Source organism: Alteriqipengyuania sp., assembly GCF_964222115.1.
In the GTDB taxonomy this organism is placed as follows: Bacteria; Pseudomonadota; Alphaproteobacteria; order Sphingomonadales; family Sphingomonadaceae; genus Alteriqipengyuania.
The window spans coordinates 62,740-88,671 of the sequence record NZ_CAXQBM010000082.1; the positions used below are offsets into that span (position 1 = coordinate 62,740).

28 protein-coding genes are annotated in these 25,932 nt (G+C 63.7%); 6 read left to right on the forward strand and 22 right to left on the reverse strand.

Annotated features, from left to right (window positions below; translation table 11 throughout):
* Positions 1-9: 9 nt before the first annotated feature.
* The 4 genes from ACEQXE_RS13345 to ACEQXE_RS13360 are packed head-to-tail and all read left to right on the forward strand — an operon-like array spanning position 10 to position 1,678.
* Entirely contained in the window at positions 10-369 is a 360-nt protein-coding gene (locus ACEQXE_RS13345) for a histidine kinase (RefSeq protein ID WP_370180026.1), read from the forward strand.
* A 1-nt stretch (position 370) separates the two neighbouring features.
* Positions 371-706, forward strand: a complete 336-nt coding sequence (locus tag ACEQXE_RS13350) for a DUF1971 domain-containing protein (protein ID WP_370180027.1) — start codon at positions 371-373, stop codon at positions 704-706.
* Positions 703-1,203: a group III truncated hemoglobin gene (locus tag ACEQXE_RS13355; protein WP_370180029.1), complete on the forward strand. Its 501-nt coding sequence runs from the start codon at positions 703-705 to the stop codon at positions 1,201-1,203. Before ACEQXE_RS13350 ends, ACEQXE_RS13355 begins: the two co-directional genes overlap by 4 nt.
* Positions 1,196-1,678, forward strand: coding sequence for a hypothetical protein (locus ACEQXE_RS13360; RefSeq protein WP_370180031.1), 483 nt, complete (start codon positions 1,196-1,198; stop codon positions 1,676-1,678). The genes ACEQXE_RS13355 and ACEQXE_RS13360 overlap by 8 nt, the downstream gene beginning before the upstream one ends.
* Before the next feature lie 488 nt (positions 1,679-2,166).
* Here ACEQXE_RS13360 and ACEQXE_RS13365 read toward each other — a convergent pair whose 3' ends face one another.
* From ACEQXE_RS13365 to putA, 3 genes are all read right to left on the reverse strand, one after another.
* On the reverse strand, positions 2,167-2,886 hold the full coding sequence (locus tag ACEQXE_RS13365) for a type II toxin-antitoxin system antitoxin SocA domain-containing protein (RefSeq protein WP_370180033.1): 720 nt from the start codon (positions 2,884-2,886) through the stop codon (positions 2,167-2,169).
* A gap of 910 nt (positions 2,887-3,796) precedes the next feature.
* The gene (dcd, locus tag ACEQXE_RS13370) at positions 3,797-4,351 is read right to left on the reverse strand and encodes a dCTP deaminase (protein ID WP_370180035.1); all 555 of its coding nucleotides are present in this window, start codon (positions 4,349-4,351) and stop codon (positions 3,797-3,799) included.
* Positions 4,352-4,420: 69 nt separating this feature from the next.
* Complete coding sequence (gene putA / locus ACEQXE_RS13375; RefSeq protein ID WP_370180036.1) at positions 4,421-7,591, reverse strand: bifunctional proline dehydrogenase/L-glutamate gamma-semialdehyde dehydrogenase PutA; 3,171 nt, start codon at positions 7,589-7,591, stop codon at positions 4,421-4,423.
* 178 nt (positions 7,592-7,769) lie between these two features.
* Here putA and ACEQXE_RS13380 point away from each other — a divergent pair, with 178 nt between their 5' ends.
* Both ACEQXE_RS13380 and ACEQXE_RS13385 read left to right on the forward strand, forming a co-directional pair.
* Positions 7,770-8,552, forward strand: coding sequence for a Crp/Fnr family transcriptional regulator (locus ACEQXE_RS13380; protein ID WP_370180038.1), 783 nt, complete (start codon positions 7,770-7,772; stop codon positions 8,550-8,552).
* A gap of 159 nt (positions 8,553-8,711) precedes the next feature.
* Positions 8,712-9,455 carry a Crp/Fnr family transcriptional regulator gene (locus ACEQXE_RS13385; RefSeq protein WP_370180039.1) on the forward strand — a complete coding sequence of 248 codons (744 nt, stop codon included), beginning with the start codon at positions 8,712-8,714 and terminating at the stop codon, positions 9,453-9,455.
* A 9-nt stretch (positions 9,456-9,464) separates the two neighbouring features.
* On the opposite strand, the gene ACEQXE_RS13390 is transcribed toward ACEQXE_RS13385, so the two are convergent.
* The 19 genes from ACEQXE_RS13390 to ACEQXE_RS13480 form a co-directional block, all read right to left on the reverse strand.
* Entirely contained in the window at positions 9,465-10,106 is a 642-nt protein-coding gene (locus tag ACEQXE_RS13390; protein ID WP_370180041.1) for a response regulator transcription factor, read from the reverse strand.
* 160 nt (positions 10,107-10,266) lie between these two features.
* Positions 10,267-10,653, reverse strand: a complete 387-nt coding sequence (gene fliS / locus ACEQXE_RS13395) for a flagellar export chaperone FliS (protein WP_370180043.1) — start codon at positions 10,651-10,653, stop codon at positions 10,267-10,269.
* 2 nt (positions 10,654-10,655) lie between these two features.
* Positions 10,656-12,083, reverse strand: coding sequence for a flagellar filament capping protein FliD (gene fliD / locus ACEQXE_RS13400; protein ID WP_370180045.1), 1,428 nt, complete (start codon positions 12,081-12,083; stop codon positions 10,656-10,658).
* A 214-nt stretch (positions 12,084-12,297) separates the two neighbouring features.
* The gene (locus ACEQXE_RS13405; protein WP_370180047.1) at positions 12,298-13,422 is read right to left on the reverse strand and encodes a flagellar biosynthesis protein FlhB; all 1,125 of its coding nucleotides are present in this window, start codon (positions 13,420-13,422) and stop codon (positions 12,298-12,300) included.
* Positions 13,419-14,204, reverse strand: a complete 786-nt coding sequence (gene fliR / locus ACEQXE_RS13410) for a flagellar biosynthetic protein FliR (RefSeq protein ID WP_370180049.1) — start codon at positions 14,202-14,204, stop codon at positions 13,419-13,421. Before fliR ends, ACEQXE_RS13405 begins: the two co-directional genes overlap by 4 nt.
* A 6-nt stretch (positions 14,205-14,210) precedes the next feature.
* Positions 14,211-14,483 (reverse strand): flagellar biosynthetic protein FliQ, encoded by a 273-nt coding sequence (locus ACEQXE_RS13415; protein WP_370180052.1) that lies wholly within the window; start codon positions 14,481-14,483, stop codon positions 14,211-14,213.
* 8 nt (positions 14,484-14,491) lie between these two features.
* A complete protein-coding gene (fliP, locus tag ACEQXE_RS13420; protein ID WP_370180053.1) occupies positions 14,492-15,268 on the reverse strand; it encodes a flagellar type III secretion system pore protein FliP in 777 nt (258 codons plus the stop codon).
* Positions 15,265-15,576 (reverse strand): flagellar biosynthetic protein FliO, encoded by a 312-nt coding sequence (locus ACEQXE_RS13425; protein WP_370180054.1) that lies wholly within the window; start codon positions 15,574-15,576, stop codon positions 15,265-15,267. The genes fliP and ACEQXE_RS13425 overlap by 4 nt, the downstream gene beginning before the upstream one ends.
* On the reverse strand, positions 15,576-15,941 hold the full coding sequence (fliN, locus tag ACEQXE_RS13430) for a flagellar motor switch protein FliN (RefSeq protein ID WP_370180055.1): 366 nt from the start codon (positions 15,939-15,941) through the stop codon (positions 15,576-15,578). The genes ACEQXE_RS13425 and fliN overlap by 1 nt, the downstream gene beginning before the upstream one ends.
* A 3-nt stretch (positions 15,942-15,944) precedes the next feature.
* Positions 15,945-16,847, reverse strand: a complete 903-nt coding sequence (locus tag ACEQXE_RS13435; RefSeq protein WP_370180058.1) for a FliM/FliN family flagellar motor C-terminal domain-containing protein — start codon at positions 16,845-16,847, stop codon at positions 15,945-15,947.
* Complete coding sequence (fliL, locus tag ACEQXE_RS13440; protein WP_370180060.1) at positions 16,844-17,431, reverse strand: flagellar basal body-associated protein FliL; 588 nt, start codon at positions 17,429-17,431, stop codon at positions 16,844-16,846. Before fliL ends, ACEQXE_RS13435 begins: the two co-directional genes overlap by 4 nt.
* 30 nt (positions 17,432-17,461) lie before the next feature.
* On the reverse strand, positions 17,462-19,027 hold the full coding sequence (locus ACEQXE_RS13445) for a hypothetical protein (RefSeq protein WP_370180062.1): 1,566 nt from the start codon (positions 19,025-19,027) through the stop codon (positions 17,462-17,464).
* Between the two features lie 72 nt (positions 19,028-19,099).
* Positions 19,100-19,486 carry a hypothetical protein gene (locus ACEQXE_RS13450; RefSeq protein WP_370180064.1) on the reverse strand — a complete coding sequence of 129 codons (387 nt, stop codon included), beginning with the start codon at positions 19,484-19,486 and terminating at the stop codon, positions 19,100-19,102.
* On the reverse strand, positions 19,476-20,807 hold the full coding sequence (locus tag ACEQXE_RS13455; protein ID WP_370180116.1) for a FliI/YscN family ATPase: 1,332 nt from the start codon (positions 20,805-20,807) through the stop codon (positions 19,476-19,478). Before ACEQXE_RS13455 ends, ACEQXE_RS13450 begins: the two co-directional genes overlap by 11 nt.
* 10 nt (positions 20,808-20,817) lie before the next feature.
* Positions 20,818-21,411: a FliH/SctL family protein gene (locus ACEQXE_RS13460; RefSeq protein ID WP_370180066.1), complete on the reverse strand. Its 594-nt coding sequence runs from the start codon at positions 21,409-21,411 to the stop codon at positions 20,818-20,820.
* Positions 21,395-22,417: a flagellar motor switch protein FliG gene (locus tag ACEQXE_RS13465; protein WP_370180068.1), complete on the reverse strand. Its 1,023-nt coding sequence runs from the start codon at positions 22,415-22,417 to the stop codon at positions 21,395-21,397. Before ACEQXE_RS13465 ends, ACEQXE_RS13460 begins: the two co-directional genes overlap by 17 nt.
* Entirely contained in the window at positions 22,414-24,048 is a 1,635-nt protein-coding gene (fliF, locus tag ACEQXE_RS13470; protein ID WP_370180070.1) for a flagellar basal-body MS-ring/collar protein FliF, read from the reverse strand. Before fliF ends, ACEQXE_RS13465 begins: the two co-directional genes overlap by 4 nt.
* 3 nt (positions 24,049-24,051) lie before the next feature.
* Positions 24,052-24,417, reverse strand: coding sequence for a flagellar hook-basal body complex protein FliE (fliE, locus tag ACEQXE_RS13475; protein WP_370180072.1), 366 nt, complete (start codon positions 24,415-24,417; stop codon positions 24,052-24,054).
* Entirely contained in the window at positions 24,414-25,718 is a 1,305-nt protein-coding gene (locus ACEQXE_RS13480) for a sigma-54 interaction domain-containing protein (protein WP_370180074.1), read from the reverse strand. Before ACEQXE_RS13480 ends, fliE begins: the two co-directional genes overlap by 4 nt.
* Positions 25,719-25,932 lie beyond the last annotated feature (214 nt).

Consider the following 25,932-nt stretch of genomic DNA (forward strand, 5'->3'; position numbering starts at 1 on the left):
GGACGGAACATGACCGATCAATCCAAGATCCTGTTGTTGGTCGAAGACATCTCCGTCCTTTCCGCGCTTTGTTTCTCCCTTTCAATTGAAGGGTTCGAAATCGCCGAAGGGCTTGGAGTGAGCGAGCATCCTTCCGTGACGGCCGCACTGGTAATTGACGAACGCTACGGCGGCGACGGTCTTGCCGCGCTCGATGAATTGAAGAAACAAGGCTGCGTAGCGCCCGCGATAGTCCTTGCGACCAATCCCACCGCCCAGCTGCGCGGCCGTATCGTCGCAGCCAACGCCGAGCTTATCGAAAAGCCCCTTATGGGCGACGAACTGAGTGGCGCGATCCGCGCCATCTTCGAAACGCGAAAGGCGGCCTGACATGACCACCAAACTTCCTGATAGCTTAGAGCCATACAAGCGCACGCCTACCTTTACCGAAGACACCGTGCCGGCAGGTCTGCTTTCCGAGCATTCCACCAAGGACGGCGTTTGGGGGCTCATCGAGGTGGAAGACGGCGCTTTGCGTTATCTCGTGACCGATCCGCGACGCGCGGCGGTAGAGACGCTGCTCACGCCCGACAGCGAGCTCGGCATAGTTGAACCGACAATCCTTCACCGTGTCGAGCCGGTCGGAGCTGTTCGGTTTCACGTCCAGTTTCTGCGCTCGGCAGACGCAACGCCTTCGGTCCAGAACGACCACGGGAGCAACTTATGACCAGCACCCCCATCCATTCGCAGGCGGCACATGACGACACGCGCACCTTCGTAGAGAAAAAGCGAGCTGAAAAGCGCCTTGCGGCCGAGGAAATCGGCGTCGATGCCGTGTTTATCGATCATCTGGTTGAAGCATTCTACGCGAAGATACGCGAGGATGACTTGCTCGGCCCGATCTTCGCCGAACGCATCGCTGACTGGCCCCCGCACCTTACCAGAATGAAGGCGTTCTGGCGTGCGGTGCTCCACAACAGCGGCGAGTTCTCCGGCAACCCTATGCTCAAGCATCTCGCCATTCCCGGCCTCGAGCTTCGGCATTTCTCGCGCTGGCTCGATCTCTTCTACGAAACGCTGCGGGAAGCAGAAGGACACTCAGCTGCGACAGATCTCGTCGGCGCAAGAGCCAGGATGATCGCCGACAGCCTGCTGACTGCCATCGAAATGCGCCGCAACGGTCTGGCCGGAGGCCGCGCAGGAAAGGAGCTACCCCATGCCTGACACAATTCTTCGTTCGAACTCTTCGACCTCGCTGCCAGAGACCCGGACCCGGGCTGCTGAACTCGCTGTGCTTGTTCCACTCCCGGACTTGGAGGCCAACGACAACCAAGCACATATGCCGCCTCAGCAACCAGAATCGAAAATGTTCGAATTACCGGCGGCGATCTGGCGTGTGATGGTTGCATGTTACGCCATCTTCCTGATCGCTTTGCTCGGCGCCACTGGCGGAGCTCATGCTGGTTTTGCGATCGTCATCTCGGCGCTCTACGTCGCCATGTTTTTCGGATCGGCGCGTTTGGTCTTGCGTCAGGCTCCGCCACAAGAGCGCAATACTCTCAATCGACCAGGCGCGGTGCTGCAAACCATCTACGGGCCATTGGCGCGTCGCGAAGTATATGCACAAGTGCTAATCGTGCCGGCAGCGGTCGCACTTTTCGGCATAGCGATTAGCGTGATCAGTGCCGTCTTGGCGTAAAATTCTCTCAGGAAACTATCAAGCTTGCGCTGTCGATGCATCACGTTGCGGCACGGGCCGTGCGCTTTCTCAGCTATCCCATTACGCCAGATCGGCGCCGTAGTAGTCGTAGATATAATCAAGGATCGCGTCGCGTTCGTCCTCGGTCAGCTGTCTCGATTTCCGCACATAATCGAGCAATTGTTTCATAAGCCGTCGATCGACGACCCCTCGAAGGTTGTTGCGAGACACCGTAGGATCTGGGAACATTCGCTGGATAATCGTGGTGCAGGAAATCTCACTGCGCTTGGTTTCAGTTGGCGGAAGGAACGGAACCTCGCTGTTCGGTATGATCATTACCCCACGGTGATCCTGCTTGCGCAAACGATGCGTGCTTACGAAAAGGAACACGGCATCGCTGCCTATGCATAAGTGATGCTTCGGCTTCAGCTCGCCCTTTGGGGCGGTGGGACTTTTGAAAGTCCATACTTCGCTTGGGCAGGGTTTCATCATCGTGAGGGCGCTACAAAAGCGTGCCGTGACGCGTAGAGTAGGTCGTCGATCATCTCGTCATCTCGCGTATCGGGAATGAGCCGCGGATCGAGCCTGGACCCTACTCCCTTGCCGTCGTTCCACGCTGCAAGGAAAGCTTGATCGCGATGGGTGAAGAGACGGAGCTGTTCGCGATCGAGGTTCGAGACGATCGCCAGGGCGCTCTCCAGCGCTTCGACATCCGTTTCAGAGAGGCGTCGCATGTTAGGGGCGCGTGACGAGCGCACCACAATGAGGTCGTCCTTGTGCTCGATTGTCCAAGGTGAAGTGGCCTCTCCGCTCGAGCTCCAATCATAATTGGAATCCAGCATTTGTGTTGCCGCAACACCTTCGGGGCCGCTTCTCGTGGCAATGTAGTTGTCGAAGAAGACAGGGCGCGCGTAAGCGTCCAGGTGTCCCTTGTCTGCGAGGAACATCGCCGTAATCAGCTTTTCTGCCGGCAGCGCTTGGCCAGCCTCAGCTGCCTTCTCAAGCAGGAGGAGGGCACCTTCCACGATCTTATCCTGCTTCGGAACGTAGCTCAGAAGTTCGTCGGATTCTGTCGAGTGAATCATCCCGGCGATCTTCTCGAACCACCCAGAAATCGCAAGCAAAAAGCTGGAGATTGCCTTTTTGATCTGTTGCCCGCCGGTGGTGGTGCGCGAGTTGAACATCGACATCAGGTTGTTCTTTTGCATTGGTTCTACCTCTATTTTTCCACTCAATTGAAAATTTCGTATCTCCTCCACGCACTCTGAAAGACGCGCACGCTGCCGCCGTGCGCGCTTCTGTCTTCCAATTGATTTCGAGAGAGAGGCGGGGGGCGATCCCCCCTCGATCCGCCGGAATAGAGTCATTAACCCGACCCGCTTAAGCGGGTCTGCGATCGTGCCGCTGACCGTGGGCCGACACTGATCGCAAACAGATCATTTGAGGCGCGAAGCTCCGTGAGAGTCGACGAAGAGAGAAATGAGAGCAGAGTAGACTTTGGCGCTGCGTCGCACGGGATCGATCAAGCTGTATCCATTCCAGCTTCGCTCGAAGCTTACGTCGCCACGCGAGCCGAGGATGCGTCAAAGACCGCTTCAAAATTGATCCAGAGGTGCGCGCAAACCGGACTGTGGAGCGTGGTAACCGCTCCGCTTCAGGCAGCGGTCGGTTTGGGCCCTTGTCCTTTTGGCGCGGAGCTAATGCTACGCCGCACGAGCGAGTTGGTAGCCGCAGCTATCGTAGCTCCAAATTGGAGCGTCTCATTGCTTGGCGATGAAGTGTGGATCGATGTTGCATCGCCCGCAGCAACCGCAATGGCTCTCGTGGGGAAACCAGTCAGAACGCGGATAGAACTGCCATTCCTCTCACCGGGACTGATGGTCGAAGGAAGCACCCAGATGGGAAGCTATCACCGACTTCATTGCCGGTAGATATGCTGCGCTGGGAAACCAGCCTCATTTCTACGGAGAGAAGGGCGTTACGCCCTACCCTGACGATAAGCTGGAAAACGGGTAGCCCAGAGGCTTCCAAAGCTGAAGGGCCGCTGAAAAATCCTGCAAAATCAATGTTATGAAAATGCAAGATTTGAAGAATGCCAATGCAAGACTGTAACAGTGCCTACAGCCTCGGCAGCGTAACCCCGCGCTGGCCCATATATTTGCCCGCACGGTCCTTGTAGCTCGTCTCGCACCGTTCGTTGCCTTTGAGGAACAGGAACTGGCACGCGCCCTCGTTGGCGTAGATCTTCGCAGGCAGCGGCGTGGTGTTGGAGAATTCCAGCGTCACATGGCCTTCCCAGCCCGGCTCCAGCGGAGTGACGTTCACGATGATCCCGCAGCGCGCATAGGTTGATTTGCCGAGGCAGATCACCAGCACATCCTCGGGCACGCGGAAATATTCGACCGTGCGCGCGAGTGCGAAGCTGTTGGGCGGGATCGTGCACACGTCGGTCTCGCGATCGACGAAGCTGTTGGCCGCGAAATCCTTCGGGTCGACTACGGCGGAATCGACGTTTGTGAAAATCTTGAACTCGGGCGCTACCCGCGCGTCGTACCCGTAGGACGACAGCCCGTAGGAGATGCAGCCGTCACGCCGCTGCGCCTCCTCGAACGGCTCGATCATGCCGTGCTTTTGTGCCTGTTCGCGAATCCAGCGGTCGGAGAGAATGGCCATGGCGGATGTGATGTGGAAGGCGCGCGCGCGGCGCAAGCCCTATGCGGCAAGTTTATCCGCCGGCATCGCTTACAGGCTGGCCAGCAGGCTCGCGTTGCCGCCCGCCGCCGTCGTATCCACCGTCACCACACGCTCGGTCGCGAAGCGTGCGACATAGTGCGGTCCGCCCGCCTTGGGGCCGGTGCCCGACAGGCCTTCGCCGCCGAAAGGCTGGCTTTCGACCACCGCGCCGATCTGGTTGCGATTGACGTAGAAATTGCCGACCCGGATCCGCGATTCGACGAAGCGGCGCGTTTCCTCGACCCGGCTGTGAAGCCCGCAGGTCAGGCCGAAGCCGACCGCGTTGATATCGTCCACCACCTTGCCGAGGTCCTTCGCCTTGAACTTCGCCACGTGCAGCACGGGGCCGAAATTCTCGCGCTGCAGGTCGCCGATCGCATCGATCTCGATGATCGTGGGCAGCACGAAGCTGCCGCGCGCGAAGGATGGGTCGTCCTCGCCCCGCCAGATCGTGCGGCCGATCGTTTCGGAGCGGGCAATATGCCGCTCCAGCGCGGCCTGCGCGTCATGGTCGATCACCGGGCCAACATCGGTCGAAAATTCGGTCGGGTCGCCCACGTCCAGCGCCTGGAAGGCGCCGCGGATCATCGTGAGCATCTCGTCGTAGACGTCGTCCTGGATGTAGAGCACCCGCTGGGCGGAGCAGCGCTGGCCCGCGCTCTGAAATGCGCTGGAGACGACATCGCGCGTCACCTGTTCAGGCAGCGCAGTACTATCGACGATCATCGCGTTCTGCCCGCCCGTCTCGGCGATCAAAGCGGCAATCGAGCCATCGCGTGCGGCGAGCCCGCGGTTGATGGCCTGCGCGGTCTGGGTCGATCCGGTGAAGGCCACGCCCGCGATGCGCGCGTCGGCAGTGATCAGCTGGCCCACTTCGCCGCCGCCCGGCAGCAGCTGGAAGACCTCTTCGGGAATGCCAGCGGCGTGGCACAGTTTCACCGCGAGCGCGGCGATCAGCGGGGTCTGCTCGGCTGGCTTGGCGATCACCGTGTTGCCCGCGGCCAGCGCCGCAGCGGCGGGGCCGATGAAGATGGCGAGCGGGAAGTTCCACGGGCTGATCGTCGCGAATACGCCGCGTCCGGCCAGCTTCAGGTAGTTATGCTCACCCGTCGGCCCGGGCAGCTCGGTCGGCTTGGTGAAAAGCCGCCGCGCCTCGACCGCGTAATAGCGCAGGAAATCGACCGCCTCGCGCAGCTCCAGCACCGCATCGACCAGCGTCTTGCCCGCTTCCAACTGGCACAGCGACAGGATTTCGTCGGTATGCGCTTCGAACTCGTTGGCCGCCGCCTCCAGCAGCAGCGCGCGTCGTTCCCCGCCCAGGGCATCCCAGCCCGGCTGGATCGCCTGCGCGCGCGTGATCGCGTTCTCGACCTCTTCGGCGCTCGCATCGCGCCGGGTTCCGATCCTGAGGCCATGATCGAAAGGCGCGGTGATGGGCGCGATTTCACCCGGGATCTCCGCCTTGAAAGTGGGCGCAGCCTCCCAGTGGCGACCGCGTAGCTCGCCCAGCCGCTTGAGCAGGGGCTCGCGCACCAGTGGGTCGGCAAGGTCCACCCCGGCGCTGTTCAGGCGACCCGGGAAAATGTCCTTGGGCAGCGGGATCGCCGGATTACGCTTGGGCTCCAGCGCGGCAAGTTCGGCGACCGGATCGCCCGCCAGCTCTTCTGCCGAGAGGTCGGCATCGGCCATGCGGTTGACGAAAGAGCTGTTTGCGCCGTTCTCCAGCAGGCGGCGAACGAGATAGGCGAGCAGGTCCTTGTGCCCGCCGACGGGCGCGTAGATGCGCACGGGCGTTTTCGCGTTGCCTTCCGCCTTGGCGAGCGCGGCATACAGCTCCTCGCCCATGCCGTGCAGCCGCTGGAACTCGAACCGCGTGCTGGCGCTCGCGCGATGTTTGATCGCGGCGATCGTGTAGGCGTTGTGCGTGGCGAAGGCGCCGTAAATCCGGTCGGGCGCGCCCAGCATCACGTCCGCACATGCGAGGTAGGAAACGTCGGTCGACACCTTGCGGGTGAACACCGGGAAATCGTCCAGCCCCGCGACCTGCGTAACCTTGATTTCGGTATCCCAGTAGGCACCCTTGACCAGCCGCACCATGAACTTGCGGTCGTGCTTTTCAGCGAGGTCGATAAGCCAGCGGCACAGGGGCACGCCGCGCTTCTGGTAGGCCTGCACAGCCATGCCGAAGCCTTCCCAGCGCGAACCGTCGGGCCGGGTGAACAGCGCATCGTCCGCCGCCATTGCTTCGAAGACGTCAAGCGAGAGTTCCAGCCGGTCGGCTTCTTCCGCGTCGATGGTGAAGTGAATATTCGCGTCCCGCGCGCGCGCAGCCAGCTCCGTGACGATCGGCACCAGTTTGGTCACGGCCTTGTCTGCGTGGAAGATATCGTATTTCGGGTACAGCGCCGTCAGCTTGACCGAGATGCCCGGGCTGCCGGAGATCGTTCCGTCGCTTTCGTTCTCAAGCCGCTTGATCGCGTCGAGGTAGGCCAGCCGATAACGCTCCGCATCGTCGAAGGTCATCGCCGCTTCGCCCAGCATGTCGAAACTGTGGGTCAGGCCCTTGGCACGTTCGGGCGCCGCGCGCTTGAGCGCTTCGCCGATGGTCCGCCCGAAGACGAACTGCCCGCCCAAAATACGCATCGCCTGCAAGGTCGCCTGGCGGATGACGGGTTCGCCCAGCCGGTTCATCGCGCCGCGAAGCGTACGGCCCATGCCGCGCTGGTGCTGCTCCGGCCGGTCGAGCACTTCGCCCGTCAGCATGAGGGAGAAGGTCGCCGCGTTGACAAAAGTCGATTTCGATTCCCCGAGATGCTCCGCCCAGTCGATGTCGCCGATCTTGTCTCTGATGAGGGCATCGGCCGTGCGCGAATCGGGCACCCTCAGCAGGGCTTCGGCAAGGCACATCAGCGCGATACCTTCCTCGGTATTGAGCCCGTACTGGTGCAGGAACGCGTCGATCCCGCCCACGTCCCGCTCACGCGCATCCCGGATCAGATCCACTGCGCGCCGGTGGATTTCGCCATGTTCGCGCGTAAAATCCTGCGTCTTGCGCAACAGCTCGGCGATGCATTCCGCCTCCTCCTGCCGGAACGCGCGCCGGATCGCATTGCGATCGAGCGGCTCTGCGCTGGGCATGGGGGCGTGATCGGCGGGCGGGTTCTTGGTTTGCATGTCCATACTCGCGACGCGAGGTGGACCCGAGTGGCCCGCAGATCAAGCTTTGTGGTGTGCCTTGGGCCTACAAACCTTGGGGCGATTACGGTGGTAAGGCCCGAGGGTCGACGCGGATCGGACAAGGCTTTAGACTGAGGCCAAGGCGAGCCGCGATAAAGCAAGCGGCCGGGGGGGCTGTGCGATGACACTAGAGGAGGAGCTGCGCGCGTTTCCGTTGACCGGGCGTTTCCTTTTCGGCCGGCTGCGGCAGACCCTCACCCACGAAGAGCGGGCGGTCATTGAATCGCTGCCGGAAGAGATCGCGACCTATCAGAGCAGTTCGCGGATCGTTGCTTCGGGCTCGGTCTGCGGGCGCAGCACCCTGCTGGTCGAGGGTTTTATCGTTCGCGGGCTCGAACATCTCAACGGAGGGGGAGAGAAACGCTCTGCGCTGAGCCTGCACGTACCGGGCGATTTCGTCGATCTGCATTGCTTCGCGTTGAAACGGCTCGATCACAATGTCGACACGATCGGCCCTGCCAAGCTGGCCTACGTCCCGCACGAAAAGCTGCAGGAGGTGTTGCGCGAAAAGCCGCATCTGGCGCGGCTATTGTGGTCGTCGACGCTGCTCGATGCCGCGATGCACCGGCAATGGATCATGAAGCTGGAGCAACTCACCACACCGCGCCGTATCGCACATATTTTCGCAGAGTTGTGGCGGCGGCTGGAAATGGTCGGGCTGGCGAACGCGGACGGGTTCGAGACGCCGCTGACGCAGGCCGATCTTGCCGACATGAGCGGATCGACCGCAGTGCACGCCAACCGGGCCTTGCGCGAGTTGCGGGAGAAGGGAATTGCGGAATTCCGGCGCGGCAAGGTGATCGTGCAGGATCGCGGCGCGCTGCAAGACTATGCCGATTTCGCGGCGGATTATCTTTACGGGGAGGGGCAACTGGCGCTTGCGCGCGAGCATTTTGCAATCTGAGATGGTGGCTTTCCCGATCACTGGCGGGCGATCGGGTGCCTTTCCACATGGGTTTCGAGAGGTAATGCACGTAATCTAACATGCATCAGTAGACGGTTTGCGCGGCGGCTGGCTATCGGCTTGCAAAGCTTAACGATACTGGTGGAAAGACGGGGGGCGATGGAATTTCCGAATACCGGCGATTTTCTCGCTGGGCGACTTCGCGACAAGCTCGACCAGGACGATCTCGAGTATATTGAATCGCTTGTAACGGAACGCCGCGAAGCCGAGACAGGCGATGTCCTGCTGTCGCGCGGGGCAATCGCCGATGCCAGCACGATCCTGATTTCAGGGTATATTTTCCGTACGATCCAAAGCGGCGACCGCCGCTTCATCGTCGGTGTTCATGTGCCCGGCGACTTTGTCGATCTACATGGTTTCGCCCTCAAGCGCCTCGATCACGATGTCGTTGCAGCCGGCCCGGTTACCTATGGTGTCGCGCCGCATGCGCGGCTGCGCGAAGCTCTTGAAGAGCGCCCGCGGGTGGCCCGCGCGCTGTGGTTCGCGACCCTGCTCGACGCGGCGATCCACCGCAAATGGATCCAGATGCTGGAGCAGCTCGATGCGCCCCGGCGGATCGCGCATATCTATTGCGAATTGCAGTCCCGGTTCGAACAGATCGGGCAGGCCAACGCGCGTTCGCTGCGGACACCTTTCACCCAGCTCGACCTGGCCGATATGTGCGGGGTCAGCGCGATCCATGCCAATCGCGCGGTGGGCAAGCTTCGCGAGCTGGGCCTGGCAGAGATCCGACGCGGAGACCTCTATACCTCGGACTGGAACGCGCTGCGCCATTACGCGCAATTCGAACCGGACTACCTGTATGGCGACGGGCCCCTGCGGTTCGACCAGAACTGGCTCTGATAGCGCGCGTCAGCGGATCATCGCGTCATCATCATGATTGCCGGGATCGATCGCCGTATCGTCGAACGCGCCGCCTTCCACCGCCACACGGATGGCCTGCGCGCTGTTGGCCACGCCGAGCCGGACGAGAATCGCCGCACGATATTTCTCGACCGTGCGCGGACTGATATCGAGCTGCTTGGCGATGGCCTTGTTGGTGCCGTGCGAGATGAGGCTGACCAGCACTTCCTTTTCGCGCCCGGTCAGGCTGGCCAATAGCGACCTGGCGTGGGCGGTACGCCGTTTGCGGTCCGTTTCCTCGCGCACGCCCGCGTCGATCCGATCTATTTCGGTCTCGAACTCCTGCAAGGTGAATGGCCAGGCAAGATAGCTCACTGCACCGGCCTGCATCGCTGCGACCACGCTTGCCAGTTGCGGCGAGGCATCGAACCCGATGAGGGGTACCATGCGAGGATCGGCCTCCAGCTTTTCGCTCAGGCGGATTGCGGCTCCATCCTCGTCGTGCACCAGCGCCAGCCCGTCCGACCGGCTGAAGGCCAGGAATTCTTCGCATGTCTCGAAGGGTTCGGCGTGGCGATCGCCCTGAAGCAATACGCGACACACTTCTGCACGCCGCTCGGCATGAGAATCGATCACGAAAATGGTGTTCATGCCTGCCCCGTTGCCCGCCCGAAGACTATCCGGTCCCAATCGGTGGCGAAGGGAAACCCAACTTCTTCAAGCTCTTGGTTCGACCTTGTCCAAGATCGCGAGGCGGTTTGTCAATCCGTGAGAGAATCGGGTCGTCTCTTTTCGGAAAATGCGTGGGCGATCAGTCCGCCGTATTGCGGGCAAGCTTCAGGGCATCCCGGATTTCCATGACGTCGGCACGCAGGGTTTCGATCGCTTCGACCTGGGTCGTGCTGATCGAGCCTAGCAGCAGGCGCCGCGATCCTTCGTAGAAATGGAGCAGGCTGGCCGCGAGTTCGGTGTCACGGTCGACGCCCATTTCGAGTGCTGTCAGGATCGCGATGCCGCGCGTGATCGCCTCGCTGCGCCCCGCGCGATTGCCGCGCACGTCCGCCTGCCGCAGCATGCCAATCGTCAGGGCGAGCTCGTCCAGGCAATAGACCACGATATCCTGCGAGGTCCCGCCTTTGACGCGCGCGTCGAAATTGCTTTGCTGATAGGCAGCGCGAGGTTCGTTGAGAGCCAGCACGATCAGCTCTTCTGCGCATTCCAGGCGTCAATCTGCGACTGCAGGAATGACAGGGTGGATTGGGCTGCCGAGACGCGCGAATCCGATGCGGAGAAGCGCGCGACCATCGAAGCGCGAAGCTTTTCCTGCTTTTCCGCCAGTTCGGTCAGGTCTTCGCTGATCGCCTGCGACTGGCTGGTGTAACGCGCGACCGATCCGGCCAGCGAGCCGGGATCGGACTGGATCGCATTGCTGCGCGAGATTCCGTCGATTGTCGCGAAGATGCCGTACAGGCCCGGCGTGAACATCGCGGCGACATCTTCCGGGTAATCGGTCAGCGCCTGTTCGAGCCGCGCGCTGTCGAGCTTGAAGGTCCCGTCGCGCTGGATCGCAACGCCGAGTTCGGAAAGCGTGCGCGGGGCGCCATCGGGCGCGTTGGGCATGATGACCTTGCTGCCGAGCGCGGAAAATTCGCGGCGCAGTGCACGCGCGCCATAGTCGCGGGCAAGGTCTCCATTCAGCGGGTCGGTCGCCGCGTTCAGCTCGGCGGCGATCTCGTTCAGCGCGCCGACGATATCGTTCATCGCACTGGAGACTGCCGCCTTGGGGTCGCCGAAACCGATGGTGGTCGGGGCGCCCGCATTGGTGCCGGTCAGGTCGAGCGACAGGCCGGGAGCCGCGCTTTCGATCTTGTTGCTGGCGCTGCTACGCGAAAGCCCATCGAGCTTGTATTGCGCATCGACCGATGTGGTGAGCAGGCGCGCGGGATCGTCACCGGGCGACCATGCGAGGTTGGCAAGGCCGGGATTGGCGCCGTCTTCGGTCGCTTCCACCACAAAACCGTTCTGCAGGCCTTCGGGCCCTTTGAGGACCAGCTGCGCGCCGCTGGTGGTCTGCGAGACATAGGCTGTCACGCCCGCATTCTTGGCGTTGATCGCCGTCGCCACCTCCGCCAGCGTGGCACCGGGCGCGATCGTGATGTCGATCGGGCTTTTTGCGGCATCGGCGGCGAAGGTCGAATTGTCGGTCTGGCCGAAACGGATCGTCAGCGTGCCCGCGCCGACCGTGTCGGTCGATGCGGTATAGGCAGGCCCGGCCAGCGTTTGCGCCTTGGCGAGCTGCGTGACTTCGAGCGAGTAGGTGCCCTTGCCCGAAGTGCCAAGGGGCGCGCTGACCTTGGCGACCGATGCGTTGGCAATGGTCGGCTGGGCCGACAGATCGCCTTCCCGGACGCGTTCTCCCAGCGAGGAGGCGAAGGTCGACAGCAGGTTGCGCAAGGTCGAGGCGAGCGAAATCTGCCGCTCGACCAGTTCGGACTTGGTCTCAAGCCGGACCTGGCGATTCTCGAACTGCGCGCGCGCCAGGTCTTCGGCCAGCGCGACCATATCGACCCCGCTGCCTGCGCCAAGCGTGCTGGCGATCGACGATCCTATGGAATTGCTCGTTGTCATCGGGAGTTAGAACGGCGCGGGTGCATTCGTTTTTAAGGCAGAATCGGAAGGATTATCGTCAGACCTCCCGCCTCTCCTCTCGGGTTTGCCAAGCGGCAGCCGTCCACCCACCTCCCCGCCCGGCCACCATAGCCTGATGGGATCATTGGTGGCCGGGTGGGGAGGTGGGTGGAGGATGGAGATCGCGAATGCGAACTCTCAAAAAGGACCTTATTTACAGGCGCCCATCGGCATCGAAGCGCAGCGCCACGGGCACTTCGATCGCGGGCAGGGGCGGCAGTTCCCCGCGCTTGAGCGAGAGGACATAGGCGAGCACCGCGGCAATCGCGCCGTACAGATCCTCGCAGATCATCTGGCGTTCGCGGCTGGTGAAATAGACCGAGCGGGCTAGCTGCGGGTATTCGAGCGTCGGCAGGCCGAATTCCGCTGCCAACTCCTTCATCGCCAGCGCCTTGTCGCCGCGGCCCTTGGCCAGCACGATGGGGGCGGAGGCCTTTTCGGGATCGTAGGTCAGCGCGACGGCAAAGTGCGTCGGGTTGGTGATCACGAATTGCGCTTCGCGCATCGCGCCGGAAACCGAGCCTGCGGCAATGTCGCGCTGGCGCTGGCGCCGCTGCGCCTTTGCTTCGGGCGAGCCTTCGCTTTCCTTGTTCTCGTCCTTCATTTCCTGGTGGCTCATCTTGAGCTTCTTGTTCCGGCGGACCCACTGGATCGGCAGGTCGACCGCCGCGATCACGATCAGCCCCCCGCACAGGCAGACGAACAGAGAAATGATGGAGGACCATGCGGTCGTCAGCTGGGCCGAGAGATTGCCACGCCCGAGCCCGAGCAGGTTTTCGTAGGAATAATACCACCACAGGCCGGCGATTGCGCCCAGCAGCACGATCTTGAGGATGCCCTTGCCCATCTCGATCAGGCCGTTCGGCCCGAACATGCGTTTGAGGCCCGACAGGGGATTGATGCGGGTGTGCTTGAACTCCAGGTTCTTGGCCACGAACCGGCCCTTGCCGAAGGCGAGCTGGCTGGCCAGCGTCACCAGGATGACGGGCACCGCCAGCGCGAAAATCGGCGGGAGTGTGGTCCTGAGCCCCTGCATCATCAGCTGGTCGGGGCGGAAATCGGCAATCTCGCCCGAATCGAACTGGAAGCTTTCACGCAGCAGGCTGGACATATCGCCGATCAGCCATGGCCCGCCAAACGCCAGCCATGCGGCGCCCACCAACATGACGACCGCTGTCCCCAAATCTTTGGAGCGTAGCACATCGCCCTTGTTCGCGGCATCGCGCAGCCGCTTCTCGGTTGGTGCAAATGTCTTTTCGCCTGCGGTGTCCTGGCTCATGGCGTCACCACGCTTTCCGCCTGGCCCAGCGCCACCTCGACCAGGTCGGTAAACTGGTCGTAGATCAGCGGCGCGGCGATGATCAGCGCGGCAATTCCTGCCAGCACGCCTGCCGGCAGGCCGAGCGCGAAGAGGTTGAGCGAGGGTGCCGAGCGGCTGAGGATGCCGGTGACGATCTGCACCAGCAACAGGATCAGCGTGACGGGCAGGGCAATGCGCAAGGCGGTTTCGAACAGCGCCCCGCCGAAGCCGGCAATCGCTTCGAACCGTTCGGGACCGAGCCAGGTTTCGCCCGGCGGGAAGGCGCGATAGCTTTCGGTCACCAGCGCGATCCAGTGCAGGTGCGCGCCTGTGGCGAGGAAGATCAGCGTCAGGACGATGATGAAATACTGGCCAAAGGCGGTGGTGGTGCCGCCGGTGCCGGGATCGGTGGTCTGCGCCATGCTCATCCCCATCGCACCACCGATCACTTCGGCGGCGATGGTCGGTGCGGCAAAGGCCAGCTGCAGCACGAAGCCCAGCATCAGGCCGATCAGCGCTTCGCCTGCCAGCGCAAGCATCCCTTCGAGCGTCAGCAGCGCTTCGGGCGTGGCGATATCCGGCAGCCAGATCGAGGTGAAGATCGCCATCGCCCCGGTGAAGGAGACGCGCACCATGACGGGGATGTTCGATGCGCCGAAGAACGGTGCGGCGAGCAGCGCGGCGCCAATGCGCGTCATCAGGAAGACGACACGCCAGAGGTCCCCCTCCAGTCCACCAAGCCCGAAATCCAGCGCCACCATGGCTGCCTAGTCCCCGATCTGCGCGATCTCGACGAAGATATCCTGCGTGAAGTCGGTCACCAGCGCCATCATCGAGGCGCCGAAGACCACGAGCACGAAGGCGACCGCGCCCAGCTTTGGCACGAAGGTCAGCGTCTGCTCGTTCACCGAGGTTGCCGCCTGGATCAGGCCGATCACGAGGCCGAGGCCCAGTGCCGCGAGCAGGATCGGCGCAGCGACCAGCGCGGTGGTCCACAGCATCCGGTCGGCCATGGAAAGGAGGAGGGACATTTCATCCATGGTCTAGGTCACACGAAACTTGAGGCGAGGGACCCCATCAGCAGCGACCACCCGTCGACAAGGACGAACAGCAGCAGCTTGAAGGGGAGCGAGACGAGCATCGGGCTCATCATCATCATACCCAGACTCATCAGCACCGACGACACGACGAGGTCGATGACGAGGAAGGGCAGGAACAGCATGAAGCCGATCTGGAATGCGGTTTTCAGCTCGCTGGTCACGAAGGCGGGCAGCAGGATAGAGAAGGGCACGTCCTGCGGGCTTTCGAATTTGGGTGCATCGGCGATGTCGGCGAACATCCGCAGGTCGTTCTCGCGCGTCTGCTTGATCATGAACTTGTGGAACTCGCCCCCGGCGCGTTCGATCGCGACCTCCGCGTTGATCTCTCCGGCGGAATAGGGCTCGATCGCGGCGGTGTTCACCCGGTCGAGCGTGGGCGCCATGATGAACAGCGAGAGGAACAGCGAAATCCCGATCAGCACTTGGTTGGGCGGGGATTGCTGCAGGCCCAGCGCCTGCCGCAGGATCGCCAGCACCACGATGATGCGTGTGAAGCTGGTCATCATCAGCAGCATCGCGGGCAGGATCGTCAGCAGCCCCATGATGAGGAGCAGCTGGAGCGAAAGGCTCAGCGGTTCTCCGCCAGCGCCGCCAAGCTCGCCGAACGCCCGGTCGAGCGCGCCAGCCGTGGCGCTGTCGGTAGGGGCGGCAGCTGCAGCGGAAGCGGCAGTGGTGTAGGCGAGCGCGCCGAATGCGGCGGCCCACTTCGCAAGACGTGCGATCACGCCGCGTCCTCCAGAATGTCGGTGGCAGGATCGGTAGCGGCCGGCTTGGGCCGTGCCGGTGCCTCGGCCAAGCGGGTCAGCCCGCCCTTGGAGGTCGAAACGAGGATTTCGCGTCCGTGAAATTCGATCACCGCGAGGCGCAACGTGGGCGAGAGCATGGTCGTCTCGACCACGCGCACGGCTTTCTCGCCACCGCCGGTCGGCCCGCCCAGCTGGCCCTGCATCCGCTTGGCCAGTTTCAGGCTGCCCCAGATCATGCCGCCGATCAGCGGCAGGAGGATCAGCAGTTTGAGGATGTAGAGGAGCATCAGATCTGTTCCACGGTCGGCGGCGGTGCGCGGCGGTCCTCGACCGGCTGCTGGGCGTCTGGCGCGGCCATTTGCGGTGCGGCCATCGGCGCCGCTGCCGGCGATGCACCCGATGCGCTGGGCCCGACCAGTTCGAGGATGCGGATCGCGAAGCGATTGCCCTGCGCCACCACTTCGCCGCGCGCGATCAGGCGACCATTGACCATGATGTCGAGCGGTTCGTCGGTCAGCCGGTCCAGCTCGACCACGCTGTTCTCTCCAAGTGCGAGGATTTCTCGCAAGGGGAGGTTCTTGCGGCCGAGTTCGACCGTCAGGCGAACGTCGATTTCCTGAATCAGGCCGAGGCCATCGAATGGCATGGTCATGGCTTAACTATCCCTCGTGAAAGCGATCTGGAGAATTTCGAGCGCGACGCGATCGTCGAGCGTGCCCACGGTCCCGCGGGCGATGGTGATGTCCGAAATGGAGAGCGGCACGCTGCGCTGGATCGGCACCGGCAGCATGGCGCCGACCTGCAAGGCGACGATGCGGTGCAGCGGTATTGCCATGTCGACGAGCGTGGCGGTGGTCGACAGCTCGACCTGGCCGATGGCGGAATTGTCGATCCCGCCCTGGCCGATGCTGCGGCGAACCGGCTTGCCTACCGGAGCCTCGCCGCCTGCGAACTGGACGAAGCTCGCCTCGCAGGTGCTGAAAGTCAGCACCAGTTTCGGCAGGCCGGGACGGCTGACTTCGATCGTCGCGGTGTGAATGTCGGATCGCGCACCTGCCGGTACGATCTCGCCCAGGTCGCTGCCGCGATCCGAAACCGAGAGGTCGCCGCGCCCGGTGGCTTCGACACAGGCATCGAGCAGTTCGGCTTCGATCTGGCAGGCAAAGCGGTTGGCCGAGCTGGGCAGTACCGCTGCTTCGGGCGGGCCTTCGCCATCGCCGCCGAGCATGCGATCGAATTCACCGATCACGGCGCTGACCCTTGCACTGGCAAGGATGCCGAGCCCCTTGCCGGGCAGGGCAAAGCGCGCGTGGTGCATCTTATCGCCCAACGCCTGCGGCAGGTCTTCGACGCTGCACGAAGAGGTGTCGGCCAGTTCGGTTTCGAGCTTGCGCACGTCGAACAGCGCGGCGAGCCGCGGCTGCAAGGCGCGCGCCAGCCGCGTGCCGAACCGCGCAAAATCGCCCGCGACGTCGACCGTCTCGAGCGAATTCGCCAGCAGCTCTTCGCAGTGCTGCGCGGCACGCGTGGTGCCGGTAGGGGCGGCGCCTTCGATCATTGGATGATGAGCGACCGGAAGTAGACGTTGTCGACCCCGCCGAAGCCCTCATGCGCGATCAGTTCTTCGTTGATCGCATCGGTGAGGCGCTTCTGGAGCTTTACCTTGCCTGCGGCAGAGGAAACATCGCCCATCTCGGTCGAGGCGAGCTCTACCAGGATGCGCGAGCGGATCGACAGCTCGTGATCGTGCAGCCACATCAGCACGCGCCCGTCCTTGTGAGTCGACGCGGCGAGGCTGACCTGGATCAGGTTGGCACCGCCCGCGAGGTTGGAGGTGAACTCCTGCTGGAATTCGTAATAGGCGGTGCGATATTTGCTACCGCCCTTGCCGTGGACGACCTTGCCGCCCTTTTCGTCCTTTTCGCCCTTCACGGCGTAGGGATCTTCCTCGCCTTTCAGGACGTATTCGGGGCCCTTGTCTTCATTTTCCTCGTGCCCGCCACCGATCATGCCGGTGGCAAAGGCGGCATAGGTACCGCCGCCGCCTGCGCCGATCAGGACCAGCCCGACCAGCAGGAGTTTCATGAAGCCACCCTTCTTCTTCTTGGGCGTTTCGTCGGTGGTTTCAGCGTCATTGCTCATGGTTAATCCCGTCTATGTCGTGATGGTTAATCAGGCGTAAATTCCGCCGTCGGATTTCGGATCGGGGCGCGCCTGGCTCTCGCCGGAGCCGCCCTGCCTCCCGGTGTTTCGCGGGTCGCCGCGCCGGTCGGACTGGGCGTCGCCCGCCATTGCGGAGCCGCGTGCGTCGCCGCCGCTGCCGCCATGCGCCGAACTGGCAAGCTGGTTCTGCAAGCTTGGGGCCTGCGCCTGGGTTTCGGCCGTGCGTAGCTGGGGCCGGTCATTGGCAATCGCAGCGGCGAGCGAGCGCTGGGTCTCGCTATCCTGCGCGGCGACTTCGACCGCGAGTGTGCGCCCGCTGGTTTCGAAAGTCAGCGCCAGGTTGCCGAGTTCCTTGTGCGCGAGCGCAATCGTGGCGGAGGCATTCCCCGTGCTGGCGCGCGCCGCTTCGATGCGATCGACCAGTGCGGCCAGCTCCGTAAACTGCGGCGCCATTGCGGCCTGGGGTGCGGCGGCGAATGAAGCAGCCGCCGGCTGGCTGCCAAACGATGTGGCTACGAGCGATGTCGATACGCTCGACAAGGTGCTGGCCGAAGCGGGCGACGCAATGTCCGCCACAGGCTTGTCGGCGGCGCGCAATTGCAGGCTGATGCCGGTCTGGGCCGCTTCTTGTGTGGAGGCGGCTTGAGCGAGCGCACCTTGCGGGACGGCAGCCTGAGGCGCGGGGCTTGCGGGTGCGTTGCCCGAAGAACCGGTACCCTGAAGGGGAGTGGACGGAAGGGCAGCGTCCTGCGTGGTCGCAATGGTCCGCGACTGGACGGCACCTGAGTGCGCTGCGCGCTGCTCCGACTGCCCGCCATTGCTGCCGCCCTGCTGTGCGTTGGAGAAATCCTGATCGGCTCCGGGCGTGACAATGCCTGGCACAGCGGCTCCTGCCACTGTTGGCTGTGCCGCGCTTGCGCCCGATGCGATGGAGCGTGCCGGTCCTTTCGCTTGTGCGGTGAGGTCCGCAGCCACTCCTGCCTGCGAAGCGGCGATGCCAGCGCTGGCGACCAGAAGCGTGTCGCTCGCTACCGTGACGGTCTTGGTCGCAACTTCCGGTCCGGCCTCTTTGGCACCCAGAGGGACGGTATCGGGTTCAATAGGCCGGGGTGCTCCTGCCGCGCTATCCTTAGTCGCGGGGTCCGACTGGGCTTCCCCTGTCTGAAAGTCTGCCCCTGGTTTCGATCCGGGTACCGGCGAGCGCATGGCGGCAATTTCGGGCCGTGCGGGCGGCAAGGTTTTGCCGGTCTCTGCCGGTTCGTTGTCGGGCGCTTCGGCCTTCGATCCGATCGGCTGGCGACCGACGGAAGTGACTTGCGGCTTTACGACATTGGCGAGAGCTTGCCCTTCGGGTGCAATGGCCTGACCTGTCTCGGACCCGTCCACCTTCGTCCCGATGCCCTCACCCTCGCCATCGACGGGCGTCTGGTCGGCGGATTGGCCCGAATTATTCAGCAGTTCGGCGAAGGCTTGCGGCAGCGTACGCCCCGCTTCGAGCGGCGGAAGGCCCTCGAGCGGAAGACCGGCAATGTCGATGGAATGTGCAGGAGTGAGGTTGAGAGAAAGCGCTGTCATCGGGGCCCCGTCGGTTGATCGGAGCTAACCATTCAAGATGCGTGCCAACCGCTAGCCTCAGCACGCAACTGCTTATCCCGCAGCGAGTTTTCCTCGCAGGGCAGACGCGGCTTCGCGATATTCTTCCTCCGCCTTGCGGCGGCGCCGTTCGGTCTTGGCGAGCGCGGCCATGGATGCTTCGGACTGGCTGCGTGCGTCCTGCGCATGGCGTTCCGCCAGATGGCTGAGATCGCGCAGGTGGCTGCTCATCGCACCCGTCTGGCGAAGGCTCTGCGCATCAGCCGCATCCGTGGTGGAGGAATAATGTGCGGCAAGCGCGCGGGTCTTGGCCGACACCGCGTCGAGCCGGGCGCGCTGGGCTTCGGCTTCGGCGGCGGCGAGGGCGGACTGCCGCTGTTCGACCGTGCGGACACGCTCGATCAGGCGGGTGCGTTTGAGGCGGCGCTGCTCAGGCGTCATCCGCCATCAGTTCCTGCAATTGCCCGACAGCCTCGAACAGCGGAACATGTTCGGCGACATCCTGGCCGAGGAACCCGGCCATCGACTGGTGCATCGCAATCGCCTTGTCGAGCGTGGCGTCCTGCCCCGGTCGATAGGCGCCCATTAGCACCAGATCGCGGTTTTCTTCGTAGACCGCGTTCAGTGCGCGGAACTTGCGCGCCGCCACCACATGCGCGGGTGGCACGATATCGTTCATCACGCGGCTGAGCGATGCACCCACATCGACTGCGGGGTAACGCCCGCGCTGCGCGATATCGCGCGAGAGGACGATATGCCCGTCAAGGATCGAGCGGGCCGTATCGACAACCGGATCGTTCTGGTCGTCGCCATCGGCAAGTACGGTGTAGATGCCGGTAATTGCGCCGCCGGTTTCGCCCGAATTACCCGCACGTTCGATCAGCTTGGTGATCGTCGAGAGGGCCGAGGGCGGGTATCCGCGTGCGGCGCCCGGTTCGCCCAGCAGCATGCCGATTTCGCGCGCGGCGTGCGCCACGCGGGTCATGCTGTCGAGGATCAGCAGCACCTTCTTGCCCTGCGAACGAAGCTCTTCGGCGATGGAGGTCGCCAGCATCGCGCCGCGCAGCCGCAGGTTGGCGGCATGATCCGCCGGAACCGCGACAATCGCGGTGCGCGCACCTGCCGGGCCGCTCATGTGGCGGGTGACGAAGTCGGAAACTTCGCGCGCGCGTTCACCGATCAGGCCGACCACGATGGCATCTGCCTCCGCGCCGCCCACGATCATGTCCATCAGCACCGATTTGCCGACGCCCGAGCCTGCCATGATGCCTACGCGCTGGCCGACCCCGATGGTGGTCAGCGCGTTGAGCGAACGGATTCCGGTATCGAAGGGCTGCGACACGCTGGTGCGGTCCAGTGCGCCCGTGCGCCAGCCGCCAGCGGGCCATTCGCGCGTCGCGTGGATCGGACCGCCGCCATCGATCGGCTCGCCCGAGGCGTCGACCGCGCGGCCAAGAAACTCCCTGCCGACCCGGACCATGCCCGGGCGGCCTTCGGGGCGCACCATCGCGCCGGGGCGCAGCAATACGGTGTCGCCGAGCATCATCATGATCGTGTGGCCGTTGCGAAAGCCGATGGCCTCCGCAAGGTGCTGTTGCCCGCCGCCATGCACGATCGAGCAGACACTGCCGATCGGCACGCCGAGGCCGCTGACCTCGATCAGACCTCCGTCGCACGCGACCACGCGGCCGAAGCGACGCGGCGCGAGATCGACCGATCCGCGAGCAAATTCGCCAAGGGTTTCGTCGAACAGCTTCAGCACGCTTTCGTACTCAACATTGGGAAAGCGCCTCGGCAATTGCCAGGCGCCACTGCGTCGGGCCATCCTCGACCCCGCCGTCGTCTGTATCGATCCTCAGCCCGCCGCGCTCGATACTAGGATCGGGGACCAGCGTTAGCGAGGGATCGACCAGCGGGAGGACCAGTGCATGGTCGCTCGGGTGGAGGCGGATGATCCGCTCGTCTGTCTTGCGCTGGAGCAAGGTGGCGGCGGCTTCCACACGCCGTGCCAGGCCTTCGGTGTCGAGCGTCATCGGCAAGACCGCGTCTTCGCACAGGGCCAGCACGGTCTGGTGCAGCCGTTCGCGCAGCTGCTTGCCGCTTTCTTCGTCGAACTTGGCGAAGGCGAGGGTGATTGCCTCGCGTGCGGCGTCTTCTTCGGCGCGCTGCGCGGCCATTTCGGCAAGCGCTTCGTGGCGACCTTCTTCGCGTCCGCGGGCATAGGCGTCTGCAACCGGGTCTGCCTTGCCCGAGCCGGAAGGTGCGGCCGGTTCGGTCGGCACATGGCCGGCATGCAGCGCGACATTGCGGGTGAATCCGCGCCGCTCGCGCAGTTCGGTGAGCGGCAACCTATACGTAGTCGTCATCGGCCTCGCCCATGATCAGTTCGCCATCGGCGATCAGGCGCTTGGCAACCGCGATCACCTCGCGCTGTGCGGAGTCTACCTCGGCGCGCTTGATGCGGCCCATCGTATCGATCTCGTCGCGCAGGCCATCCGCCGCGCGGGTCGACATGGCGCCGTAGAAGATCTCGCGATCCTCTTCGCCAAGGCCACGCAGCGAATTGATGAGCGTTTCGCTCTCGACTTCGCGCAGCAGCGTGCCGATCTGCTTCGGGTCGAGCACGAACAGGTGCTCGAACTTGAACATCTCGTGTTCCAGCTGCTGATGCAGGACCTTGTCGAGCTTGCCGATCTTCGGCATCACTTCCTTTTCCACGCTGCGATGCGCGCGGTTGATGATCTCGGCCGCTTCCTTGACCCCGCCCATGGTGAGCGGGACCGAGCCGTGGCGCTGCTGGATCATACCCTCGACCGTTTCTTCCAGAATCGCGATGGCCTGGCGTGAGACCGGGCCAAGGCGCGCAACCCTGTGCAAGACGGGCGTGTGCAATACGCGCGGCAACGCGGCGAGCGTGGCGGCGGCGGTATCCGTATCCAGCTGGAGCAGCAGCACGGCGATGGCCTGCGGATGCTCCTCTGCCAGCATTTCGGCGATCACTTCCGGGTCGAGCCACCGCAGCACGGCCAGCGTGGGGGAGGGCTCTTCCTTCTGGTCGGGGGCGACCTGGCGGATCAGGCTGTGGGCCTTCATGTCGCCGACCGCGCTTGTGAGCATGCGTTTCACACTGTCGACGCGGCCATGCGCCGGAATCGTGCCCGTATCGATAGAGCGCGAAAAGCCGGAGATCGCATCGGAAATGGATTGCGGATCGATCTCGCCCAGCGTGCACATGCGTGCCGCCAGCTGGCGCAGTTCGTCGGGCTCCATCTGCGAAAGGATGCTGGTGGCGTCCTCTTCGCTCATGAGCATGACCATGATCGCGGCGCGGTCGATCCCGCCGCTGACCGGTGCGGTGGAAAGGTCGCTCATCGTGCCACCTCGCTTGTTACGGGCTCGGCCAGCATCCGGCGAAGCGCCATAACGGCGTCCTCGGGCTGCTCGCGTGCAATCTGCTGCGCCAGCTGGATCTGTGCATCCAGGCCTTCGCGATCGAACTGGGCGCTTTGTGCAGCGATCTGCGGGGTATCGCTTGCATTTTCAGCGGCCTTTTCAGCCTTCCCACCCTTTGACTTGAACATCTTGAGGGCAGGGCGCACGCCCAGCACCAGCACCAGCAGCACGGCCAGCAGCGCGACGACATTGCGCACGACCATCGCGAACCAGCCGGTTTCGTAGAAGGGCGGCTCTTCCATCGTCACTTCGGAGAAGGGACGGACCATGACGGTTACGGTATCGCCGCGGTCTTCGCGCGCACCCACAGCAGCGGACACCAGCTTTTCGATGTTCTTGATATCGGCCTGGCTGGCATTGGCCATCGCGTTCTTGTCGATCGCCACCGCGACGGAAACGTGCTTGAGCGCGCCCGGCGTGAGGTTGGAGACCGAGACTTCACGGCCCAGTTCGTAGGTCCGCGTCGCCGAGCTGTCGCCCGTCGTTTGCGCGCCTTCGGCGGGCGGCGTATCCTGCGGGGCACGATCGGCCAGCTCCGCGTCGGCGGGCGGCGTATTGGCCGTCGCGCCCGGAATGCCGGCGGCGGGCGCCTGCGAGCTGGACGTCTGCTGGGTCGTCTCGCGACGGACCACGCCATCCTTGTCGTAGCTTTCGCGCGCCGAAGTGACCTCGTTCATGTCGAGCTCGACCTGGACCTGGCTGGAGAAGGCGTTCGCGCCGATCATCGGGGCGAGCAGCCTGTCGACCTGCGCGGTCAGTTTGGCTTCCATCTGCGTTTGCAGGTCGAGCCGTTCGTTGTTCGCGCCCGTGCCCTTGTCGGTCAGCAGCTTGCCATGCTGGTCGACCACGCGCACCGCGTCGACCGACAGCCCGGGAACAGACCCTGCGACAAGGTTTACAATGGCTGCAACCTGGCTATCCGCCAGCTGGCGTCCCGATGCCATGCGCACCATGATCGAGGCGGAAGGCGCCACATCGTCGCGCACGAAGACGGAGCGTTCGGCCTTCGCGATATGCACGCGCACCGCCTCGACCCCGTCGATTTCCTTGATCGTGAGCATCAGCTCGCGTTCCTGCGCGGCGCGCAGGCGATCGCCCTCCAGCGTGCGGCTGGCACCCAGCGGCAGGCTTTCGAGCATGTCCGAACCGGTTTCGGGTGCGGCGACCGAGCCGTCGGCGGCAACCAGCATGCGCGCGCGATAGAGATCGCCCTCGCTCACGGTCAGCGCGCCGGTATTGTTGTTGATCTTGTAGCCGATCCCGTTCTGGTCGAGCGTCGCGACCACCGAGGCGCGGCTGGCATCGTCGAGCGAGGAATAGAGCACGCGTTGCGGGCCCGGGGCGAGGGTCGCCCATAGCAGGGCGGCAACGCCGAGACCGGCCATGCCGATGAACCACGGCAGGGCCTTCCTGACCACGGGCTGCGCAGCGAAGGCACGCGCGCGTTCACCCATGTTGCCGCTACCCGAGGTGAGCGGTTCGAGGATCGAGCCCTGTCCGGGAGGATGGGCCGCGCCTTGCGGCGCGCCAGCAGGTACCAGACCAGCCATTTATCAGACCCCCATCCGCATGATTTCCTGATAGGCGCTGAGCAGTTTGTTGCGCACCTGCAGGGTTGCTTCGAACGCCACGCCAGCTTCCTGGCGGGCGAGCATGACCTTGGCGATATCGGTGACCTCGCCGCGCTCGTAGGCGGCGGTGATATCGCCCGAGCGTTGCTGAGCGGCATTGACGCCGTCGAGCGCGCTGCGCAGCGAATCCGCAAATCCACCGTTTTCCTGGGCAGGCTTGGCTTCGGTCGGTGCAGCCGCCTTGTCCTGGTGCAGTTCCTGCAGCACCGACGAACGGTCGATGATCTGCTGGCGCAGCGCCATCACCTGGCTGATGCCGGCGCCGCCGGCTCCCGATACGGGGTTCATCGTGCGCCTCCGACCGCGATACCGGCCTCGCGGAACGAGGCGAGGCGATAGCGCAGCGTGCGTTCGCTGATGCCGAGCTGGCGCGCAGCTTCGGCGCGGCGGCCGTTACAGGCATCGAGCGTCTGCATGATGGCGTTTGCTTCCGATTCCCGCACGATCTTGGAAAGCCTGCGGGCACCGCCGGGCTTCACTTCATAGACGCTGTTGCGGGCGAGCATGTCTTCTTTCGAAGCAGGCTCTTCCTGCGGTGCAGTGCGCTCTTGAGCAGAAACCGAACGGACCGCGGTGTCGAACACGATATGTTCGGTCCAGATCGCGCTCTTGCCCGATGCGAGCAGCAGTGCGCGGCGGATCACGTTTTCCAGCTCGCGGACATTGCCCGGCCACTTGTGTGCGCGCAGCACGGCGAGCGCACTTTCGGACAGCCACGGAATGGGCTGGCCCTTGGTGTGGTGACGCAGGATCATCGCGAAGGCGAGCGGCGCGATGTCGCCCGGCCGCTCGGCGAGCGGGTTGAGCGTCATCGGAAACACGTTGAGGCGGTAGAAAAGGTCTTCCCGGAACCGACCGGCTGCCACTTCGGCAGGCAGGTCGCGGTTGGCGCAGGCGATCACCCGCACATCGACCTTGACCGGGCTGGTCGCACCGATCGGCACGACTTCGCCTTCCTGCAGCGCGCGCAGCAGCTTGGCCTGCAGCGGCAGGGGCATTTCCGCGATTTCGTCGAGCAGCAGCGTGCCGCCATCGGCCGCACGGAAGAATCCTTCGCCGCTCGCGTTTGCGCCGGTGAAGGCGCCTTTCTCGTGCCCGAACAGCAGTGCTTCGAGCATTGTTTCGGGGATCGCAGCGCAGTTGACCGCAATGAACGGCTTGTCCGCACGATCGCTGCGCTGGTGGATGAACTTCGACAGCACTTCCTTGCCGGTGCCGGTCGGCCCGTGGATCAGCACGGGAATGTCGGTCTGGGCGAGCCGGTCGGCCAGCGAGATGACCGCAAGCGACACGGGATCGGCAGCTACAGGGCCGCTATTGGCGCAAAGGAGCGCTACCAGCGCGGCGGTGGTCGTCTCGCCCGACGGGTCGTTATAGCGGATGGTTCCGCCCTTGCCCGCCATCTCGATCGCGTTGCTCTCGCCACGCTCGACAATGATCGTGCGGCCCTCATGTGTGCTCTTGGGATCGCTCCCATCGACCAGTTGCACGGGCCGGTCAAAGAACAGCGAGGTGGCAATCCCCGTCAGTCGCGATGCCACCGCACCATGTTCGCGCGCAAAGCGCGCAGTCTCGTTAACCCCAATCATGACGACCCCGTTCAACCCTATTACGTCATCCGTTGAGGCAGCTTTTTGCCGGTGGACGTGCAAGATGTGCTTACTTTTAGTCCCAGTGAAATCCCCACTGGTAAAAATACCCATATGATAAATCTTTCTGCCCCGAGCCCTTAACTTCGCTCGCTCCCTGCCGGTCTGTGTCCCAGCTGCTGCGAACCGATCCAACCCACGGCAGTGTGTTTTT

What these genes read in the sequence shown, in the direction of transcription:
- fliF (WP_370180070.1), bottom strand. Translation starts at nt 24,048, where the DNA reads ATGGCTGGTCTGGTACCTGCTGGCGCGCCGCAAGGCGCGGCCCATCCT.
- ACEQXE_RS13350 (WP_370180027.1), top strand. Translation starts at nt 371, where the DNA reads ATGACCACCAAACTTCCTGATAGCTTAGAGCCATACAAGCGCACGCCT.
- fliR (WP_370180049.1), bottom strand. Translation starts at nt 14,204, where the DNA reads ATGGTGGCGCTGGATTTCGGGCTTGGTGGACTGGAGGGGGACCTCTGG.
- ACEQXE_RS13460 (WP_370180066.1), bottom strand. Translation starts at nt 21,411, where the DNA reads ATGACGACTACGTATAGGTTGCCGCTCACCGAACTGCGCGAGCGGCGC.
- ACEQXE_RS13445 (WP_370180062.1), bottom strand. Translation starts at nt 19,027, where the DNA reads ATGACAGCGCTTTCTCTCAACCTCACTCCTGCACATTCCATCGACATT.
- ACEQXE_RS13390 (WP_370180041.1), bottom strand. Translation starts at nt 10,106, where the DNA reads ATGAACACCATTTTCGTGATCGATTCTCATGCCGAGCGGCGTGCAGAA.
- ACEQXE_RS13415 (WP_370180052.1), bottom strand. Translation starts at nt 14,483, where the DNA reads ATGGATGAAATGTCCCTCCTCCTTTCCATGGCCGACCGGATGCTGTGG.
- ACEQXE_RS13385 (WP_370180039.1), top strand. Translation starts at nt 8,712, where the DNA reads ATGGAATTTCCGAATACCGGCGATTTTCTCGCTGGGCGACTTCGCGAC.
- ACEQXE_RS13345 (WP_370180026.1), top strand. Translation starts at nt 10, where the DNA reads ATGACCGATCAATCCAAGATCCTGTTGTTGGTCGAAGACATCTCCGTC.
- ACEQXE_RS13465 (WP_370180068.1), bottom strand. Translation starts at nt 22,417, where the DNA reads ATGAGCGACCTTTCCACCGCACCGGTCAGCGGCGGGATCGACCGCGCC.
- fliD (WP_370180045.1), bottom strand. Translation starts at nt 12,083, where the DNA reads ATGACAACGAGCAATTCCATAGGATCGTCGATCGCCAGCACGCTTGGC.
- ACEQXE_RS13425 (WP_370180054.1), bottom strand. Translation starts at nt 15,576, where the DNA reads ATGCTCCTCTACATCCTCAAACTGCTGATCCTCCTGCCGCTGATCGGC.
- ACEQXE_RS13405 (WP_370180047.1), bottom strand. Translation starts at nt 13,422, where the DNA reads ATGAGCCAGGACACCGCAGGCGAAAAGACATTTGCACCAACCGAGAAG.
- ACEQXE_RS13480 (WP_370180074.1), bottom strand. Translation starts at nt 25,718, where the DNA reads ATGATTGGGGTTAACGAGACTGCGCGCTTTGCGCGCGAACATGGTGCG.
- ACEQXE_RS13360 (WP_370180031.1), top strand. Translation starts at nt 1,196, where the DNA reads ATGCCTGACACAATTCTTCGTTCGAACTCTTCGACCTCGCTGCCAGAG.
- ACEQXE_RS13435 (WP_370180058.1), bottom strand. Translation starts at nt 16,847, where the DNA reads ATGATCGAAGGCGCCGCCCCTACCGGCACCACGCGTGCCGCGCAGCAC.
- fliE (WP_370180072.1), bottom strand. Translation starts at nt 24,417, where the DNA reads ATGAACCCCGTATCGGGAGCCGGCGGCGCCGGCATCAGCCAGGTGATG.
- ACEQXE_RS13450 (WP_370180064.1), bottom strand. Translation starts at nt 19,486, where the DNA reads ATGACGCCTGAGCAGCGCCGCCTCAAACGCACCCGCCTGATCGAGCGT.
- ACEQXE_RS13365 (WP_370180033.1), bottom strand. Translation starts at nt 2,886, where the DNA reads ATGCAAAAGAACAACCTGATGTCGATGTTCAACTCGCGCACCACCACC.
- fliL (WP_370180060.1), bottom strand. Translation starts at nt 17,431, where the DNA reads ATGAGCAATGACGCTGAAACCACCGACGAAACGCCCAAGAAGAAGAAG.
- fliN (WP_370180055.1), bottom strand. Translation starts at nt 15,941, where the DNA reads ATGACCATGCCATTCGATGGCCTCGGCCTGATTCAGGAAATCGACGTT.
- ACEQXE_RS13355 (WP_370180029.1), top strand. Translation starts at nt 703, where the DNA reads ATGACCAGCACCCCCATCCATTCGCAGGCGGCACATGACGACACGCGC.
- ACEQXE_RS13380 (WP_370180038.1), top strand. Translation starts at nt 7,770, where the DNA reads ATGACACTAGAGGAGGAGCTGCGCGCGTTTCCGTTGACCGGGCGTTTC.
- putA (WP_370180036.1), bottom strand. Translation starts at nt 7,591, where the DNA reads ATGGACATGCAAACCAAGAACCCGCCCGCCGATCACGCCCCCATGCCC.
- dcd (WP_370180035.1), bottom strand. Translation starts at nt 4,351, where the DNA reads ATGGCCATTCTCTCCGACCGCTGGATTCGCGAACAGGCACAAAAGCAC.